The sequence below is a fragment of the Herpetosiphon geysericola genome (genome assembly GCF_001306135.1).
Classification (GTDB): Bacteria; Chloroflexota; Chloroflexia; order Chloroflexales; family Herpetosiphonaceae; genus Herpetosiphon; species Herpetosiphon geysericola.
The window spans coordinates 294,844-311,437 of sequence record NZ_LGKP01000021.1 but is presented as its reverse complement, the minus strand read 5'-3'; the positions used below and the strand labels follow the sequence as shown (position 1 = coordinate 311,437).

Sequence of the window (16,594 nt, the reverse complement as noted above, 5' to 3'; positions counted from 1 at the left end):
CGCTATTGAGGGTTATTCGCGATTTTGTTGCATCATCCAGCCGCCAGCTGTGGCTGCACCCAAGGCCAAAATTGCCAAATAGAAGCCAAAACTGAAGCCAGCATCAATCTCTGCAAAGCCACTATTATCTGGCTTCGCGATCAAGCCACCAATTAAGGCCATAGCCAAGACTGCTGCATTGGCAAGAAAAACTGCTTTACCGAATGTTAGATTAAGAGTGCGTTGGATTAGCGGATAAATATGTTTGCCAAAAAGCGGCGCAATTAAGCTAGCGAGGATAGCACTGAGCAGGAGAAAGCCAAGCGATGGTAAGAAACCAGTTATCCCATTCACTGTTTCATTGACATTAACAAGGGTTGATCGCACATGATACCAGGGCAAGAAATAGCTAATCCACGCTACGAGACCACCGCCAATTGCCAAGCGCCGCCCTTGCGATAAGCCCTTAAAGCCACTTACTAATTGATCGCTACTGGGCACGACAAATTGGCCTTGGGGTTGGGTTTGTGGCCCTTGGCTATAAGGCTGGTAGGGTTGATACGGTTGTTGTTGGTCTGGTGGTGGTTGATTATAGGGCTGATATGGTTGCTGTTGCTGCTGATTTGGCGGCGCTTGGTTATAGGGCTGATATGGTTGTTGATTGGGATCAACTGGTGGTTGGTTGGAATATTGATCGTTGCTCATGGAATGTTCTCCATCGATAACGTCTAGTTGTTCAATCGACTAGACCTTGCTACGAATTACCCAATTGGGTTTGGCTCGGCCTCAAGCGGGCCAAACGAATTTGCGTGATTGCTTACGATTTGAATGCTCTGCTCAAAATTAGGCGGCTGCTCAGGGCTTATTTCAGGCTTGCTTGCTTGATCGGTCGCAGTTTCTTGCCACGTGATGGTCGTGGTAATTGTTGTAACCGTGGTTACTGTGCGGCGCACAATTCGGCGCATTGGGCAACTCCTTTGGTTTAGCTGCTCAAGCTTGTTTGCGCGTTAGCATAGCAAACTTCACGCTGCAAAATATGACAATTCTTGCCAAATAGCTGCCCTTTATTCAAGCAAGTAACGAGAAATACTCGCAGTACGTACTCCTCTTAATGCCACATGAATGACGATTTGGTGACCTGAACACTTTCCACACCATTGAGGAGGCTTCTCATGTCAGCAGTTAAGCTCGATTCGTTTGCGACGTTCGGAGCACTGCTCCATTTTCTGCGGCGCAGAGCGCGACTCACTCAGCGCGATTTGGCAATTGCGACGGGCTATAGCGAGGCCCATATCTCGCGCTTGGAAAATAATCAACGCTTGCCCGACCTAACCAGCGTGGTAGCATTAATAGTGCCAGCCCTTGATCTGAATGATGATCCAACGAGTGTGGCGCGTTTGTTGGAGCTAGCAGCGGCAGCCCGCGGCGAGCCATTGGTTGGGGCAAATGTCACGCTAAGCAGAAAAATCGAGCAGCAGCAGAGCGAGCTTGGTTTGCTTGAGCTACCGCCACCGTTGCCAAACTGCTTGATTGAGCGCAAGGCCACCAGTCAACTTCAGCAACGTTTAGCCAGCGAACGCTGTTTGATGGTGAATGGGCTGGCTGGGGTTGGCAAAACGGTGATCGCCAGCCAGCTGGCACAACGTTGGGGCGAGCGCTGCTTTTGGTTTAGTTTCACCGCCACCATTAACCTTACAAGCGAGATTTTGATCTGCCAATTGGCACTTTTTTTGCTGAGCCATGGTGCTAGCCAAGTTGAACCATTGCTGCATCTGCCCAACGATGGCGAGCTTGGCTTGAGTTTTGAGCGCCAACTAGGGCTATTAATCCATGGCTTGCACCAGATTCCGGCCTTACTGTGCTTTGATAATGCCCAACTTTTGATCGATCAGCCCCAACTACGCCTGATGCTTGAGCAGCTAGCCCAAAAAACCAACAGCCACATGCTGGTGCTGAGCCGTGAGCAATTCAATTTGCAAGGATTTCATTATTGGGGCTTGCATGGATTTGAGCCTGCTGAGGCTCGAGCGTTGTTCCAGCATTATGGCGTTGAAACAAGCCAGCATGTGATCGAACGCACCCAGGCAAATCCTGGGTTATTGCGGTTAACGATTGGCTTATTGGTTGATGGGATTGACGCTGCCGGCTTGCAGCATTTGATTGATGAGCCACAGATTGCCAGTTTTGTGCTTGAACAGATGCTTCGTCAATTACCAAGTAGTAGCGAACGCTTGCTGACGCTTTTGGCGGTTGCTGCTCAGCCACTGAATTTGCACGCTGAATGGCCGATGGAGTGTAGCTTTGCGGTCGATGGGCCATATCAATGGCACCAAGCGCTGAGCGATTTGACCCGCCGTCAGTTGATTGATACGCCGAGCCATGCCACTGTTTTGCCATTGGTTCAAGATTATATGGATTCCCAACTGCGTAGTCAACCTGCACGCCGCAAAGGCTTGCACCATCAATTAGCCAATGCCTTACAAGCACTTGATCCGATTCGTGCCGCCCAGCATGCGATCGCTGCCGCCGCTATTCCAGCTGCCTTGGATTGTTTGCAGCAACACCGCGATCGGCTGATTCAGCAAGGTTTGGCTAGCACTGCTGCTGAAATGTTGCAAACCATTCGCTCAAGTGTGGAGCAGCAGCATCCAGGCTGCTTATTGCAATGGCTCCAAACCTATGGCGAGTTTTTAATGGCAACCAGCCAAGCCAGCGCCGCCGAGGCAATCTATCGCGAAGCCTTGGTTGTGGCATGGCAACCAACCCAACGAGCGGATTTGGTTTGGCGCTTAGCTGGCGCAATGCTCCATCTCAATCAGGCTGCTGCTGCCCAAAGCGTGCTCGAACAAACACTTGCCAACCTTGATGCTGAGGAAATTCGCTTACATGGCTTATTGCAGATGGCCCTCAGCAAGGCCCTGTTGCTGCAATCGCAATTTGGCCCTGCCCGGGTAGCCGCCGAACATGCAATTGGGTTGGCCAACCAACTTGATGCGACCCACATTACAACGCTGGCCGAAATTCGGGCACGGGCTGGCGGAACCTTAGCGATTGTGCAGCAATATACTGGCGAAATCGAGGCCAGTATTCAAACCTGGCACGATGTGTTGGCCCAAACCAAGCTTGCTCGCTTGGATCGGGTGCGCCCGCGGGCCTTGGCCAACCTCGCTAATATTTACTATACCAAAGGCGATTTGAAACAGGCAGAAGCGACGATTGAACAGGCAGTAACTGGCTTAATCCAAATTGGCGATCGCTATGCCCAAGCACGGATGCAACACACCCAAGCCATTATTCAGTTGATGCGTGGTCAGCCTCAGCTTGCCTTAACAACCCTCGAACAAACCTGTGCGCTCAAACAACAGATCGCCGATCAACAAGGCTGGTTCAATTCGCGCAACCAAACGGCGATTACCTTGCTCGCCTTAGGCCAAACTGAACAAGCACAACACATGATTATCCAAAATTTGCAGCTGCTTGGGGCTAGTGGCGAGCCACTATTTCGCGGGGCAATGCTCGATACAGCGGTGCTGTGTTGGCTTTTGCGGGCTGAGTTTGCAGCAGCGCGCCAAGGCCTTGAGCAGCTTGCGGCGCTGGCAAATGGCCAAAAGAATAGCGGCTTGCAGATCGCATGGCAACGTCATACCCTCCTCTTGAGTTTGCTCGACGACGGTGCTGAGCAGGCTTATAGCCTCATGAACCAAACCTTGCCGCCAACAGGTAATGGCGAAGCTGCCCTGGATTATGCCTGTTTGGCGGCGCTGATTAGCGAAGCAATTGGCGAGCGAGCAACAGCCCAGCGTGAATGGCAGCAACTGGCTCAGCGAGCAGCAATCACTGGCTATGAATACTATCGAATTGTGGCCGAAACTCAATTGAACGCACCCAATACTGCGAGCGTGCAGCAACGAGTGTTGCAGATGCATCAACCATTTGCTGTTGTTCGTTGGGATCGTCCGTCATTAGTCCAGGCGGTTAATTGCTAAGTTCCAACCGTCAACAAACGCGATCTTCTATCAAGCCAACTGAACGAGTATAATGCAGGCAAGCACAGGATGCCCTTTCCTGTTGCGAGCGCAAAGGGGCAACCATGAAGGTCTTGTTTCTGGCAGCGGAAAGCGTTCCATTTGTCAAGGTTGGGGGGTTGGGCGATGTGGCGGGTGCATTGCCAGAGGCACTTCGTCGCCGGGGGCTTGATGTTCGGCTCGTGATCCCACGCTATGGTACGATCGACCCTTTGCGCTGGAATTTGGGGCAGTTACGCGATAATTTCCCAGTTCGTTTGGATTGGCGCACGGAAGAATGTCAACTTTGGGCCACTGCTGATGAGCATACTTGGTTTATTGAAAATCAATATTTCTTTGGCTCGCGCACCACGATTTATGGCCATGGCGATGATGATGTGCGTTTTGGCCTCTTTTGCCACGCAGCGCTCGAAGCTTGCCGCCAAATGGATTGGTGGCCCGATGTGATTCATGCCCACGATTGGCATGCCGCCGCCGCCATTCGGATTGCTTGGGGCAACGCTGCGCGGCCTGCCTTGGTCTTTACAATTCACAATTTGGCTCATCAAGGACGCTTTGCCAACGACGCTTGGCCCTTGGTTGGGGTCTACGATGCCTTTGGCGATCTCAATTTGATGGAGCAAGCGCTGTATACCAGCGATGTGATTACGACCGTCAGCCCAACCTATGCCGAGGAAATTAAGCGGCCTGAATATGGCTTTGGGCTAGACCACATGCTCCGCGAGCGTTCTGATCGCTTAATTGGGATTTTGAATGGGATCGATCCACGGCACTTTGACCCAGCAACCGACCAGCATATTGCCCAGCCATTTAGCCTTGATGATTTGGCTGGCAAGGCGGTGTGTAAGGCAGCGCTGCAACGTGAGGTTGGCCTGCCAGAGCGCGCTGATGTACCATTGGTGGCGGTTGTTTCGCGGCTCGATAGCCAAAAAGGGATTGATCTGATTGTGCAAGGCTTGGGCCAAATTATTGCTGACACCGATGCTCAATTGATGGTGCTTGGCTCGGGCTATGGCCCCTACGAAGATGCCTTTCGCGATGCCAGCCGCTATGCGCCTGATCGGGTCGCAAATTATATTGGATTTAATGCGCCCTTAGCACAACGGGTGTATGCTGGGGCCGATATTTTTCTCATGCCCTCGGCCTTTGAGCCTTGCGGCTTGAGCCAAATGATTTCCATGCGCTATGGCACGATTCCGGTGGTGCGGGCAACTGGCGGCTTGGTCGATACCGTGCCCGATATGAGCCAACCAGAAGGCGTTGGGGTGGTCTTTAGCGACTACAACGTCGAGGCCATGCTGCATGCTTTAGGCCGCGCCTTGGCCGCCTATCGCTACCCGAATGATTGGAGCTATTTTATGCGGCGCGCTATGAGCCACGATTTTAGCTGGGATACCGCCGCAACGCGTTATGAAGATGTGTACCGTTGGGCGCTGAGCTTGCGCTAAATGAAAGGAGCATTCCTGTGGAACCATTTAAGCTCGTGATCACCGGAGCCTTTAACACGGGCAAAAGCACCTTTATTCGATCATTATCGGATATTAATGCTGTTAATACCGATAAAGCCACCTCATCGCCCGACGAGCAGCGGATTAAAGCTAATACGACTGTTGCGATGGATTATGGCCGCGTGAGGCTCGACGATTATACGTTGCAATTATTTGGTACGCCCGGCCAAACCCGTTTCGACTTTATGCGCGATATTTTGGCCAAAAACATGGACGGCTTTTTGGTGCTCGTCGATCTTTCACAGCCTGCAACGATCGACGAGGCAGCAACAATTTTGGCCCAATTCCGCGACCACGGCGAGGTACCATACGCAGTTGTGGCCAACAAAAGCGATTTAAACACTGTGATCAGCCAAACTGATCTGCGCCAACAGTTGAATCTTTCGCCCGAAATTCATATTTACTTATGCACGGCGACAGATAAAAATTCGGTGCGCGAAGTGGTGCGGCGCTTTCTGCGCGATGCCCATAAATAGCTCAATCTCCCAAGCCAACTTGCTCAGGCTCTTGATTGAGGCTGGGCGAGTTGGCCCGCCCCAACCAACTCCCAAGCGCCAACACTCCCGCTAAACTGCCTAGCAGGCCTAGCAAGATCCATACACTGCGCGCTTGGAAATTACTCAATTGACTGCCAAACCAGCCGTTGCCAAGCAGCATGCCCAGCCGCGATAGTTCTAATGGCTCGTTGGAGAGCAAAATTGCACTCAGTGGTAGCTCGGCAATTGCCGGATAGCCACGCGGAATCGCATAGGTGATATACCGCGCCATCAGAGCTAGATTCCAGCATCCGAAACTTGCAAGCAGGCCAATTGCTGCGCCCGGCCAGCGCCGCCAGCGTTGCAACAATGCAGCCACGCCCCACGCCAAACATGGCGCGATTGTGGTCAAGCGGCGCAAGCCAAAGGCTCCGCTGCCATGCCAATCCGGCAAGCGCGAAATATACACCAGATAGATAATGACTGCTGCCAGATAGGGCCAAGCTTGGCGCTGGCGCACGCTTAATCCAAGCCCAAGCAACCCAAGCACATAGATTGGGGTCCACCAAAGCATGCCGTAAAGCGAGCCAACCAACATCGGCCAAAGCTGGCTGCTACGCGGCGTGGCAAAATTTCCACCCTGCGGAATCGTCAGCCATGAGCCATAGAGCAGCTTCCACATTGCCAACTGCGGCAACACGATCAGCAGCCCAGTAAGCGCTGCAAGCAACAAGCCTTTGAGTAAATCTGGCCATGCGCGGCGGTGTTTGCCAACCAGCAACGGCCAAATAATCAGCGCTGGCAAAATCAGCACCAACGCACCAATCCAATAGCTGACGATTGTTGCGCCCATGGTTAGGCCAAGTTGCGCCCAACGCCCAAGGCTTGGTTGTTCGCGCAAGCGCACGCTCGCTAGCGCCATCAGGCTCACGCAAGCTGCCGAAAGGCTATGGGCATAGGCTCCTTGAAATAAGCTGTAGTAGAGCAAATTGCTGGCAAGATAGACACTGATGGTTGCCAAGGCGGCAATTTTGGGGCTAAATTGGCGGCGCAAGAGTGCTTCGCAGCTCAAGATAAAGATCAAGCCTGCTAAGGCGCTGCCCCAAGTGGTGAGGGCCAAATAGGGTTGGCTATAGCCATCGCTTGGCCAACCGCCGAGCAGCGCACTGCCATGGCCCAACCACCACAGCGGCGCAAAAGCCATAGCTGGCCCAACGCTCCACGGGTTGGCAGCATAGCCAGTTTTGGTGATTTTCACGCCTGTGTTGAGTTCTAGCGGAGTTTGGCTGAACTCATTACTAAAATCAAAATCGTGGTCAATCCCCGCTGAGCGCAGATAGGCATAATAACCCACGCCATCATATTGAACAGTTGGCGTCCACAAACAAACGGTCGTAATCAGCCAAATTGCCACCAGCAGCCAACGCCAATTGATTGGGCGTTGCCAGCGCTGCCAGCCATACCATGCTCCTGCCGCGAGGGCTGCGACCAACACCAATTGGCTTAAACTGTTGATTGCCGCCCGATTGAGCCAGTTGCCCGACCATGCGAGAACTGCCAACCCAAGGCTCAAACCTGTGCCAAACAGGGCAACCCAATGGCGTGCCAGCCCAAGGCTCAGCACAAGTGCCACACCACCCAGCAGCAGCAAATTACTAGGATTAAATGGTGTGGCAGTGCGCAAGTTAGCCCAGCCAGTTGCGCCAAGCTCTTGCCAATTGAGGTTGCTCAATAATAAACCCAAAGGCCGTCCATTTTGCTCGTTGGGCTGATTGATCGCGTTAACGTGCTTGACCTCTGCTGGCACAAATATACTGAGTTGGCGTAGTTCAGGTTGCATTGGCAAACTCAAGGCTTGGGTTTGCTCAAATTGCAGCATTGTGGGGCTGAATGGGGCCAAATATTCAAGCTGCATCATTCGCGAATGCGACCCATTCGGCCAAAGTGGCACCTGCAAATTACCATTGCTCCAACGATAGCTGCGGCTAGTTGGGCCGCTTGCGCCTGGCAACGTGCTCGATTGTTCAAGGCCATACAAGCCGCCAACGCTGGTTGAGCTATGCTGCAAAACATCTGCCTGGCGCGTTGGCTGGGCATTGGCCCACCAGCCAATAATTAGCCATAACAGCAGTAATGGCAACAAACTTCCCCAACGCGAGCGCAAACCAAGCAGCATAATCCACCTATCAACAAGTTAAGCTAGCAGCCAATTATAGAGCATTCGCCAGAAGTTTTGGAATCGAACGCCTCCATAGTTAACGGAGCTGATTCAGCGCAAACGGTTGTTTCAAACTCCTAGCAACGGGGTGAGTAACAACGGTTTTTTTGATTAGTACCTGTTGCGCGATTAAATCAGTTGCATGCCAATTGAATTAATGGGTTTAATCGATAAATAGGATCATGATTTAGTACTTATATGTGGATAAATTAACTATTTTGTACATAAAAACAGAAATAATTGTTTTAAATAGTTAATTTCATGACTATTCTATCAATAGAATAGTTTTTTAATTAATTGAACCTTACGAAGAACCTTACGAATAAAAATAGCACTAGTACTGCTTAAACATAGTCCCCTTATTACAAAAAGATCACGCTCATGTTGAACTAGATATTACAAATCGATGACATTATACTAGCTAGTAGCGTATGTTATCTGGATTGTTTTAAGTAATTTATTATTTTTTTAACTATTTTTTTATTGTAAGGAGTTCCTATGACCCCGACACTGCGACGATGGACAACACGGGTTGTACTACTTGCAACAATTTTGGCTGTCGGTGGGCCAAGCGCCACGTTTGCTAACGTGAGCAAAGCCGAAACCGCCAGCGTTGAGACAGTAACCGAGCCAACGCTTGAGCCAACCGCCGAACCTACAGCAGAGCCAACTGCCGAGCCAACAGTAGCGCCAACGGTTGCCCCAACCGCAACCACCGCCCCAACTGCTGTGCCAGTCTGTAACCCAAAAGTTGATCTTTCGGGCTGGTTCTCAAGCAATTCAGTTGGCAAAATTCAGAATAAATCAACCACATGTTCCTACAATGTGGGCATGGCTTCATATGAAAAAATGGATGAAGTGATTGATCATCAAGTGATTTATTCGTGGGCTACTGGCCAAGTTGGGCCAAACTCAATTTTGGCCTTGAGTGTTGGTGTACCTGCATGTGCCGCCCAAATCGATTTGTTTTATGGCGGAGTCTTGCACTCACTCGATGGCCAGCGCTATGGCGATCGCTTGATCACTGCTCGCCACACTGGTGGCACCAACTATTGTGGTGTAATTCCAACGGTCGAGCCAACCACGGTTCCAACGCTTGAGCCAACTCCAGAACCAACGCTTGAACCAACGCTTGAGCCAACTCCAGAACCAACTACGGTTCCAACGGTTGAGCCAACACTTGAGCCAACACTTGAGCCAACGGCATATCCAACGCCAACTAATACGCCAGCGCCAACCGCGACCAACACGCCAGCGCCAACCGCAACCAATACGCCAGCGCCAACCGCAACCAATACGCCAGCGCCAACCGCAACCAATACGCCAGCGCCAACGGCGACCAACACGCCAGCGCCAACCGCAACTAAAACACCAGTTCCAACGGCGACCAAAACACCAGTTCCAAGCGCAACCAGCACACCTGCTGGCAAGGATTGTAGCTATACCCAAGGCTATTGGAAGAACCACCCAAGTGCTTGGCCAGTAACGACCTTGGTTGTTGGTGGCGTAACCTACAACCAAAGCCAATTGATGGCCATCTTCAACACGTCACCACGTGGCGACACAACCTATATCTTGATCCATCAATTGATTGCTGCTAAGTTGAATACCGCTCAAGGTGCCAATGGCAGCACGATCAATGCAACGATTGCCGCCGCCGATGCTTGGTTGCAACAATATCCATTGGGCAGCAAGCCAAGTGGCGCAGCCGCCAGCACTGGCAACAGCTACGCTACCCAATTAGATCGCTACAACAACGGTTTGATTGGCCCAGGCCACTGTAACTAATTCACAATCGACTAACTGTTTCAAAGGTGGTGCTTCAGATATTTCCCGAAGCACCACCTTTTTTCGTTATAATAGCCTGCATCGTTTGTGATTGAGGTTGAACAATGGCGCAACGTGGGCGAATTCCAGCAGGTTTAGGTCATTTTTTGGTGGCCTTTGGTGTGGGTGCTGCATTTAATTTGGGCTATAGTTATGGCTTAATTGGGCTAATCGTTATTTCATTTATCACCCTAATTGCCTTTATTCTTGATAAGCAAAAATCGCAAGGCCGCAGTCGCCGCATTGCCGAGCGCACATTGTTGTGGTTTGTTGCCTTTGGCGGAACCTTGGGGGCGGTGATTGGCATCTGGTTTTTTCGGCATAAATCACAAAAAACCAGCTTTTTGCAAGGCTTTTGGCTGATTGTTGGCTGCCAAGTTGTTGGTTTATTGGCAGTCGGGTTGGTGCGCAATCTGATCCTACGTTGATGGATAAGCACAAAAATGGGCTGTAGGCTATAGGCTATTGGGAAATACGATCAACGCAGAGGCGCAGAGCAAGCATGGCTATTGGCTATGGGTTAGCGGAAGTTTATTCGTGAAATTGGTGGAATTCGTGGCTAAAAACGGCCTTTCTGCATCAAACTTTTAACGCAGAGGTGCAGAGGAACGAAGGCTATGGGCTTTTGGCTAGCGAAACATTGTTCGTGGAATTCGTGGCTAAAAAAGCCTTCGCGATCTTGGCGGCCTTCGCGGTTCCTATCCTTCGTGCTCTTCGTGGTTAAAAAAGTGGTCAATCTTCAGTAACTAACTCAACAATAATCTAAATATGCTATAATCAGCGCTATCGGCGATGATGCCCTTTTCCGCATTGGGAAGGGGCTTTTTTTGTAGGATACACCAGCTATGAGTCAGCTAACCACCCATGCTTCGGCGGTGCCGTTACTCGAACGCTACCGTCAATTTTTGCCGATCACCGCTCAAACTCCGATTGTTACCTTGCACGAAGGCAACACTCCGTTGATCAACGTGCCTCGTTTGGCAGCCCATTTGGGTGTGCGCGAATTGTGGCTCAAACTCGAATCCATGAATCCAACTGGTTCATTCAAGGATCGCGGCATGGTGATGGCAATTGCCAAGGCTTTAGAAGCTGGCAGCAAAGCTGTTGTTTGTGCCTCAACTGGCAATACCAGTGCTGCCGCCGCTGCCTATGCCGCCCGCATGGGCATGGAATGCGTGGTCGTCGTGCCAGCAGGCAAAATCGCCTTGGGTAAATTGGCTCAAGCCTTGATGTACGGCGCCAAATTGCTGGTCATCGAAGGTAATTTCGACCAAGCTCTCGATATGGTGCGCGTTTTGGCCGAACAACATCCAATTACCTTGGTTAACTCGGTCAACCCCTATCGCTTGGAAGGCCAAGCAACTGCCGCCTATGAAATTTGCGATGTGCTCGGCGATGCTCCCGATTATTTGGCCTTGCCAGTTGGGAATGCAGGCAATATTTCGGCCTATTGGATGGGCTTCAAACGCTATTACGAAGCGCATCGCTCCGAAAGCTTGCCCAAAATCTTGGGCTTCGAAGCCACTGGTTCAGCAGCAATCGTGCGTGGTGAGCCAATTGCCTATCCCGAAACAGTGGCAACCGCGATTCGGATTGGTAATCCAGCTTCGTGGCATTTGGCCGTCAATGCTCGCGATGAATCGGAAGGCACGATCGATCATGTCAGCGATGAAGAAATTCTGGCTGCATGGCGCGACCTTTCAGCGCTCGAAGGTGTTTTCTGCGAGCCAGCTTCGGCTGCGGGGGTTGCAGGCATTCGCAAGCTCTTGGCGAGTGGCAGCATCGATCCCAATGGGCGGTTTGTGGCGGTAATTACTGGCCACGGCTTGAAAGATCCACAATTGGCCGTCGAACAGTTCTCGGTTCCGCAGGCGATTCCTGCTGAATTGAGTGCCGTGGTGGCAGCCTTAAATTTGTAATGGCGCGGTGAGAGCGAGTTGGTTTTGACGCTATTGATTTAGCCACATGCTGGCGTTTGAGCAGCAACTGAATTGCTGGGGGCAAAAAGTTGTTGAGTTGTTGCTCGCCTGCACGGTGGATTCAATTTTTCATTTGGAGCATGTTATGCGTTTGTTAGTGACGAAATTTGGTGGTACGTCGGTCGGTTCAGCCGAAGCTATTCGTGGCTTAACTGCAATCACTACCACTAATCGCACTACATGGGATCATGTTGTTGTGGTGGTGTCGGCCCTCAGCGGTGTCACCGATAAATTGTTGAATATTGTACGGGTTGCCCAAACGACGGGCGATGCTGTGGCGGTCGCTACTTTGCATGAGGAATTGCGCCAACGTCATCATACGGTTATTGGCGAATTACTTGATGCAGAACAAGCTGCCATCCAAGCTGAAATTGATGGCTTGCTTGCTGAATGCGCCCGTTTGTGCGAAGGTGTGCGGGTTTTGGGCGAATTAACGCCGCGTACCCTCGATGCAATTGCTGGTTTGGGCGAGCGGATGAGCGCCCGTATCGTGGCCGCAACCTTGCGTAGCCAAGGTGTGCCAGCTCAGCATTTTGATGCAAGCGATTTGATCGTTACCGATGATCGTTATCAAGATGCTTCGCCGTTGATGGCCGAAACCACCGAGCGCACCACCGCAACTCTTGGCCCGATTTTGGAACAAAGCATCACCCCAGTTGTGACCGGATTTATTGGCGCGACCTTGGCTGGGGTCAAAACCACGCTTGGGCGTGGCGGCTCCGATTGGAGCGCGGCAATTTTGGGCGCAGCCCTCGAAGCCAGTGAAGTGTGGATTTATACCGATGTTGATGGCGTGATGACCGCCGACCCACGAATTGCCCCAGATGCCCATGTGATTAGCACGCTTTCCTACAACGAAATTAGTGAACTGGCCTACTATGGCGCAAAAGTGCTGCATCCCAAAACAATTCGGCCTGTGGTTGAGCGCGGCATTCCCTTGCGGGTCAAAAATACCTTCAATCCTAGCCATGCTGGTACGGTGATCGTCGGCAAGACTGCGCCAATTGTTGGCGCCATCAAAGCAGTCACGGCAATTCACAACCTGACCATGATTACGGTTGCAGGGCGCGGGATGTTGGGTGTGCCTGGCATCGCAGCCCGTACATTTGGCGCTGTGGCTCGTGAAGATGCTAGCATTTTGATGATTTCGCAGGCTTCTTCCGAGCAGAGCATCTGTTTTGTGATTCCCGATGGCGGCGCAAAACGAGTTGTTGAATCGCTCAATCAAGAGCTGGCGGTCGAATTAGAGCGCCGCGACATCGACACAATTGCGCTTGAAGAAGGCGTTTCAATCATCACTGCGGTTGGCGCTGGCATGCGCGGCACAACTGGGGTGGCCAAACGGGTATTTAGCGCAATCGGCGATGCAGAAATTAATGTGATTGCGATTGCCCAAGGCTCATCAGAATGTGCGATTAGCTTGGTGGTTTCTGGCGATAGCGCCAAAGCTGGGGTGCGGGCAATTCATGCCCTGACCTACCGCGAAACGATCAATGCGCAACATCGCGCTCCCTGCGAGTAGGTACAACACCGCATCGAAATCAGACCCTTGGTGCCAATCAAGCATCAAGGGTCTTTTTGGTTTAATACTTAAAAAACCATGACCTTAGTCCTATACCTAGCTAGGCATTTGTTTTCCATAATAAAGCAATCAGCCCAAGAATTGAGAATCTGGCCCTGCTTCTTGGCTGAGCTGTGTGTTCTAGGAGGTATTGGCATGCTTCAAACTATGGTTCGTTATCGTTGGCTGTTGGCCTTAATCGGTTTCTTGGTAGCGGTCCCAATTGCTGCGCAAACGCGAAATAACAATCGCGGTGCAGATTGGCTCCAGCGCCAACAGCAGGCAGACGGTAGTTTTAGTTCGTATTATTTCTATCCCGTTGATCCAACGGCATGCTCGGTGTATGCCTTGAAGGCCGCAGGCTATCAACTTGCGCCAGCAACCCAGCAATTTATTGAGCAAAATGCTGCCAACTATGCAAACGATCCTGATAAAGCTGCCGCATTTGTGATGGCCCAATTACTCACCGGCCATAATCCGCGCTCTGTTGCGGGCGTTGATTTAGTGGCTGCGATCGTTAATCACTACGATCCAACTACGGGAATGTATGGCGAAAATTTAACCGCCCATGGCTTAGCAATCTTGGCGTTGAACGCAGCTGGTGAGCAGATCGAACCCCAAGCAATTCAAACGATCTTCGATAAGCAGGCTGCCGACGGGGCATGGGCTACAAATACCCAAACCACCTCCTTGCTGATTCAAGCCTTAGTTGCCGCTGATCAACAGCAATCCGCTGCGATTACCCGTGGTTTGGCCTACTTACAAACCCAACAAGATAGTGATCGTGGGTTTATGCAGAATCGCAACTTTCCCCCAGCGGCGTTTAAAGATGCTGTTTCAACCGCCTTGGCCATCCAAGCGATTTTGGCGACCGGCGGCAACCCCAATGAAGCACCATGGGCCGATGCAAACTCGAATCCATTCAAAGCCTTGAGTCGCTTGCAGATGGGAGATGGTGGCTTTGTCCATGATTCAGCGACTCCACAGCCAGATACGATTTCAACCTGCTCGGCTATCCCTGCCTTGCTGCATACGACCTATCCATTGATTGAGCTTGCGCAGGTTGGAATTACGCTTACTCCAACCTTGGTTCCAAGCGACGGTGCAACGGCTACGCCCATTCCTCAGCCTGGGCTGCCGATTATGCTGCCAGATGCTGGCTCAGACTCAGACCTTGCTTTGCCGATTATTCTTGGTGGGCTTGCCACCTGTGTCTTAGTTGGCCTGCGCCTGCGCAAATTGGCGTAAATTGCCAAACGGCCTTGATCGAGCTGATTGATCAAGGCCGTTTTTTAAGCTTAACCAAGGGCCAAGCATGGCAAAACTAGGCTTTGACGTGCGTATATTGATCGCGTATAGTTGAACTCCCCAAAATTGGTGGATCGAGCAGAAAAGGAGTTTCAATGGATAATTTGACGATCGAAGCGCAGCTTTTCGAGGCCCTTGGTTCAGGTCAAAGCTCAAATGTTAGCGTAATTCTGGCGGCCCAGCCAGCGCTAGCAACCACCAGTTTCAAGCCCACTAAGCCAGTAACTGTTGAGGCTGTTATGCCTGCCCATCCTGAGCAATATGCGAATGCGCGGCTTGGCCAAACGCCACTGCACCTTGCTGCTTGGAATGGCGAGCTGCGTTTGGTCAAGCAGTTACTTGAGTTGGGAGCTGACCCAAATGCCCGCGATCTCTATGGCGCGACTCCTCTGCATGCGATGGTGCGCTGGGTCACGCGCCCCGACATTATTAGCACCTTACTTGAACATGGCGCTGAGATCAACGCTGTTGATGCTGCGAATCAGACTCCGCTCCACTTGGCTGCTAGTTGCATTCGCCGCCCTGGTCATCAATGGGGCAATCATCGCGATTTGGCCAATTTTCTGATTGCGCAGGGAGCAACGGTCGATATTTTCTCAGCCATTATTCTTGATTTGCATGAACAGGCCGCTACGTTGCTCAAAAACGACCCGACCTTAGTTAACGCCCGTACCAGTGGCAATCAGACCCATCCGCCAGCGGCTACACCCTTGCATGTCGCCGCTGATCGCGGCAATTTGGTTATGGCTGAGCTGCTGCTAGAACAGCGCGCCGATCCAAATAGTGTGGATGCTCATGGTCGCCTGCCGCTATATTTGGCGGCCCACGCCGCTGGAACTCGTAAACCCCAAGCAACGCCTGAGCTAGCAGCCCGCTTGTTGGGCCATAGCTATGCAGCGCCGATCGTGGCTGCTAGTTTGCTTGGCGACCAACAAGCCTTGGAAGATCTGCTGGCTCGCGATGCAGGGCAAGTCCACATTCGCGATCAGGGCGGGCATACTGGCTTGCATTTGGCAGCATGGAATGGCAATGAAGCTGCTGTAGCAATCTTATTGGCCCATGGAGCAGATGTTGAGGCTCAAACCAACCGTAATCAGATGGCGCTGCAACTCGCAATTGCCTATGGTCACAATTCAACTGCCGAGCTTTTGTTGAATCATGGGGCAACGCCTGATGCATTGAGTGCTGCCATGCTTGGGCGCGTCGATCTTTTAGAATCTTTGCTGAAGCAGAATCCTGAAGCTGGCAATACACCCAATCGCTATGGTCGCACGCCATTGCGGCTAGCAGTTGAGCGCGATCATTCGGCAGTTGTTGAGCTTTTGCTGGCGCATGGAGTTAAGCCCGACCTTTGGCTAGCTGCAGGCATGGGCGATCTTGCGCGAGTTAAAGCCTTAGTCGAAGCTGAGCGCCGTGCATTGCATCAGCGCGATCAGTGGGGCTATACGGCCTTGCATTGGGCTAGTAAAGCTGGGCAATTGGTGGCGCTCGAATATCTGATTGAGCAGGGAGCTGGCTTGGAGCCGCGTGGCTCTGATGGTGGCACGCCACTGACCTTGGCGCTGTGGCACGAGCAAGCGGCGGCGGCGCGCATGCTGGTTGCCAGCGGGGCGGATATTGATGCATTAGATAATTGGGGTGGCTCGCCGCGCAACCAAGTGGCTACGCTCTAAAATTTAATTGAAGCGAAATATGGCGCAATAGATGTTTGCT

12 protein-coding genes are annotated in these 16,594 nt (G+C 51.8%); 9 read left to right on the top strand and 3 right to left on the bottom strand.

The genetic code is table 11. The annotated features are described in order from the left end of the window. Positions 1–12: 12 nt before the first annotated feature. Both SE18_RS12735 and SE18_RS12730 read right to left on the bottom strand, forming a co-directional pair. Positions 13–684: a hypothetical protein gene (locus SE18_RS12735; protein ID WP_054534839.1), complete on the bottom strand. Its 672-nt coding sequence runs from the start codon at positions 682–684 to the stop codon at positions 13–15. A 56-nt stretch (positions 685–740) separates the two neighbouring features. Then, entirely contained in the window at positions 741–944 is a 204-nt protein-coding gene (locus SE18_RS12730) for a hypothetical protein (protein ID WP_054534838.1), read from the bottom strand. Between the two features lie 207 nt (positions 945–1,151). Here SE18_RS12730 and SE18_RS12725 point away from each other — a divergent pair, with 207 nt between their 5' ends. The 3 genes from SE18_RS12725 to SE18_RS12715 all read left to right on the top strand — a co-directional run bounded on the left by SE18_RS12725 (position 1,152) and on the right by SE18_RS12715 (position 5,988). Then, the gene (locus SE18_RS12725) at positions 1,152–3,965 is read left to right on the top strand and encodes an XRE family transcriptional regulator (protein ID WP_054534837.1); all 2,814 of its coding nucleotides are present in this window, start codon (positions 1,152–1,154) and stop codon (positions 3,963–3,965) included. A gap of 104 nt (positions 3,966–4,069) precedes the next feature. Next, a complete protein-coding gene (locus SE18_RS12720) occupies positions 4,070–5,452 on the top strand; it encodes a glycogen synthase (RefSeq protein WP_054534836.1) in 1,383 nt (460 codons plus the stop codon). Between the two features lie 17 nt (positions 5,453–5,469). Then, complete coding sequence (locus SE18_RS12715; RefSeq protein ID WP_054534835.1) at positions 5,470–5,988, top strand: GTP-binding protein; 519 nt, start codon at positions 5,470–5,472, stop codon at positions 5,986–5,988. 1 nt (position 5,989) lies between these two features. On the opposite strand, the gene SE18_RS12710 is transcribed toward SE18_RS12715, so the two are convergent. After that, entirely contained in the window at positions 5,990–8,164 is a 2,175-nt protein-coding gene (locus SE18_RS12710; protein ID WP_054534834.1) for a hypothetical protein, read from the bottom strand. A 540-nt stretch (positions 8,165–8,704) separates the two neighbouring features. Here SE18_RS12710 and SE18_RS12705 point away from each other — a divergent pair. The 6 genes from SE18_RS12705 (at position 8,705) to SE18_RS12680 (ending at position 16,554) form a co-directional block, all read left to right on the top strand. After that, the gene (locus SE18_RS12705) at positions 8,705–9,994 is read left to right on the top strand and encodes a hypothetical protein (RefSeq protein ID WP_054534833.1); all 1,290 of its coding nucleotides are present in this window, start codon (positions 8,705–8,707) and stop codon (positions 9,992–9,994) included. A gap of 104 nt (positions 9,995–10,098) precedes the next feature. After that, positions 10,099–10,461, top strand: coding sequence for a DUF1294 domain-containing protein (locus tag SE18_RS12700; protein ID WP_054534832.1), 363 nt, complete (start codon positions 10,099–10,101; stop codon positions 10,459–10,461). A 417-nt stretch (positions 10,462–10,878) separates the two neighbouring features. Next, positions 10,879–11,952: a threonine synthase gene (thrC, locus tag SE18_RS12695; RefSeq protein WP_054534831.1), complete on the top strand. Its 1,074-nt coding sequence runs from the start codon at positions 10,879–10,881 to the stop codon at positions 11,950–11,952. A gap of 145 nt (positions 11,953–12,097) precedes the next feature. Further along, on the top strand, positions 12,098–13,534 hold the full coding sequence (locus SE18_RS12690) for an aspartate kinase (RefSeq protein ID WP_054534871.1): 1,437 nt from the start codon (positions 12,098–12,100) through the stop codon (positions 13,532–13,534). 195 nt (positions 13,535–13,729) lie between these two features. After that, on the top strand, positions 13,730–14,821 hold the full coding sequence (locus tag SE18_RS12685) for a prenyltransferase/squalene oxidase repeat-containing protein (protein ID WP_054534830.1): 1,092 nt from the start codon (positions 13,730–13,732) through the stop codon (positions 14,819–14,821). 155 nt (positions 14,822–14,976) lie between these two features. Next, on the top strand, positions 14,977–16,554 hold the full coding sequence (locus SE18_RS12680; RefSeq protein ID WP_054534829.1) for an ankyrin repeat domain-containing protein: 1,578 nt from the start codon (positions 14,977–14,979) through the stop codon (positions 16,552–16,554). Positions 16,555–16,594 lie beyond the last annotated feature (40 nt).

Excerpts from the sequence above, each read along its gene's own strand:
- SE18_RS12700 (WP_054534832.1), top strand. The coding sequence starts at position 10,099 with ATGGCGCAACGTGGGCGAATTCCAGCAGGTTTAGGTCATTTTTTGGTG.
- SE18_RS12725 (WP_054534837.1), top strand. The coding sequence starts at position 1,152 with ATGTCAGCAGTTAAGCTCGATTCGTTTGCGACGTTCGGAGCACTGCTC.
- SE18_RS12705 (WP_054534833.1), top strand. The coding sequence starts at position 8,705 with ATGACCCCGACACTGCGACGATGGACAACACGGGTTGTACTACTTGCA.
- SE18_RS12710 (WP_054534834.1), bottom strand. The coding sequence starts at position 8,164 with ATGCTGCTTGGTTTGCGCTCGCGTTGGGGAAGTTTGTTGCCATTACTG.
- SE18_RS12690 (WP_054534871.1), top strand. The coding sequence starts at position 12,098 with ATGCGTTTGTTAGTGACGAAATTTGGTGGTACGTCGGTCGGTTCAGCC.
- SE18_RS12735 (WP_054534839.1), bottom strand. The coding sequence starts at position 684 with ATGAGCAACGATCAATATTCCAACCAACCACCAGTTGATCCCAATCAA.
- SE18_RS12720 (WP_054534836.1), top strand. The coding sequence starts at position 4,070 with ATGAAGGTCTTGTTTCTGGCAGCGGAAAGCGTTCCATTTGTCAAGGTT.
- SE18_RS12730 (WP_054534838.1), bottom strand. The coding sequence starts at position 944 with ATGCGCCGAATTGTGCGCCGCACAGTAACCACGGTTACAACAATTACC.
- SE18_RS12680 (WP_054534829.1), top strand. The coding sequence starts at position 14,977 with ATGGATAATTTGACGATCGAAGCGCAGCTTTTCGAGGCCCTTGGTTCA.
- thrC (WP_054534831.1), top strand. The coding sequence starts at position 10,879 with ATGAGTCAGCTAACCACCCATGCTTCGGCGGTGCCGTTACTCGAACGC.
- SE18_RS12685 (WP_054534830.1), top strand. The coding sequence starts at position 13,730 with ATGCTTCAAACTATGGTTCGTTATCGTTGGCTGTTGGCCTTAATCGGT.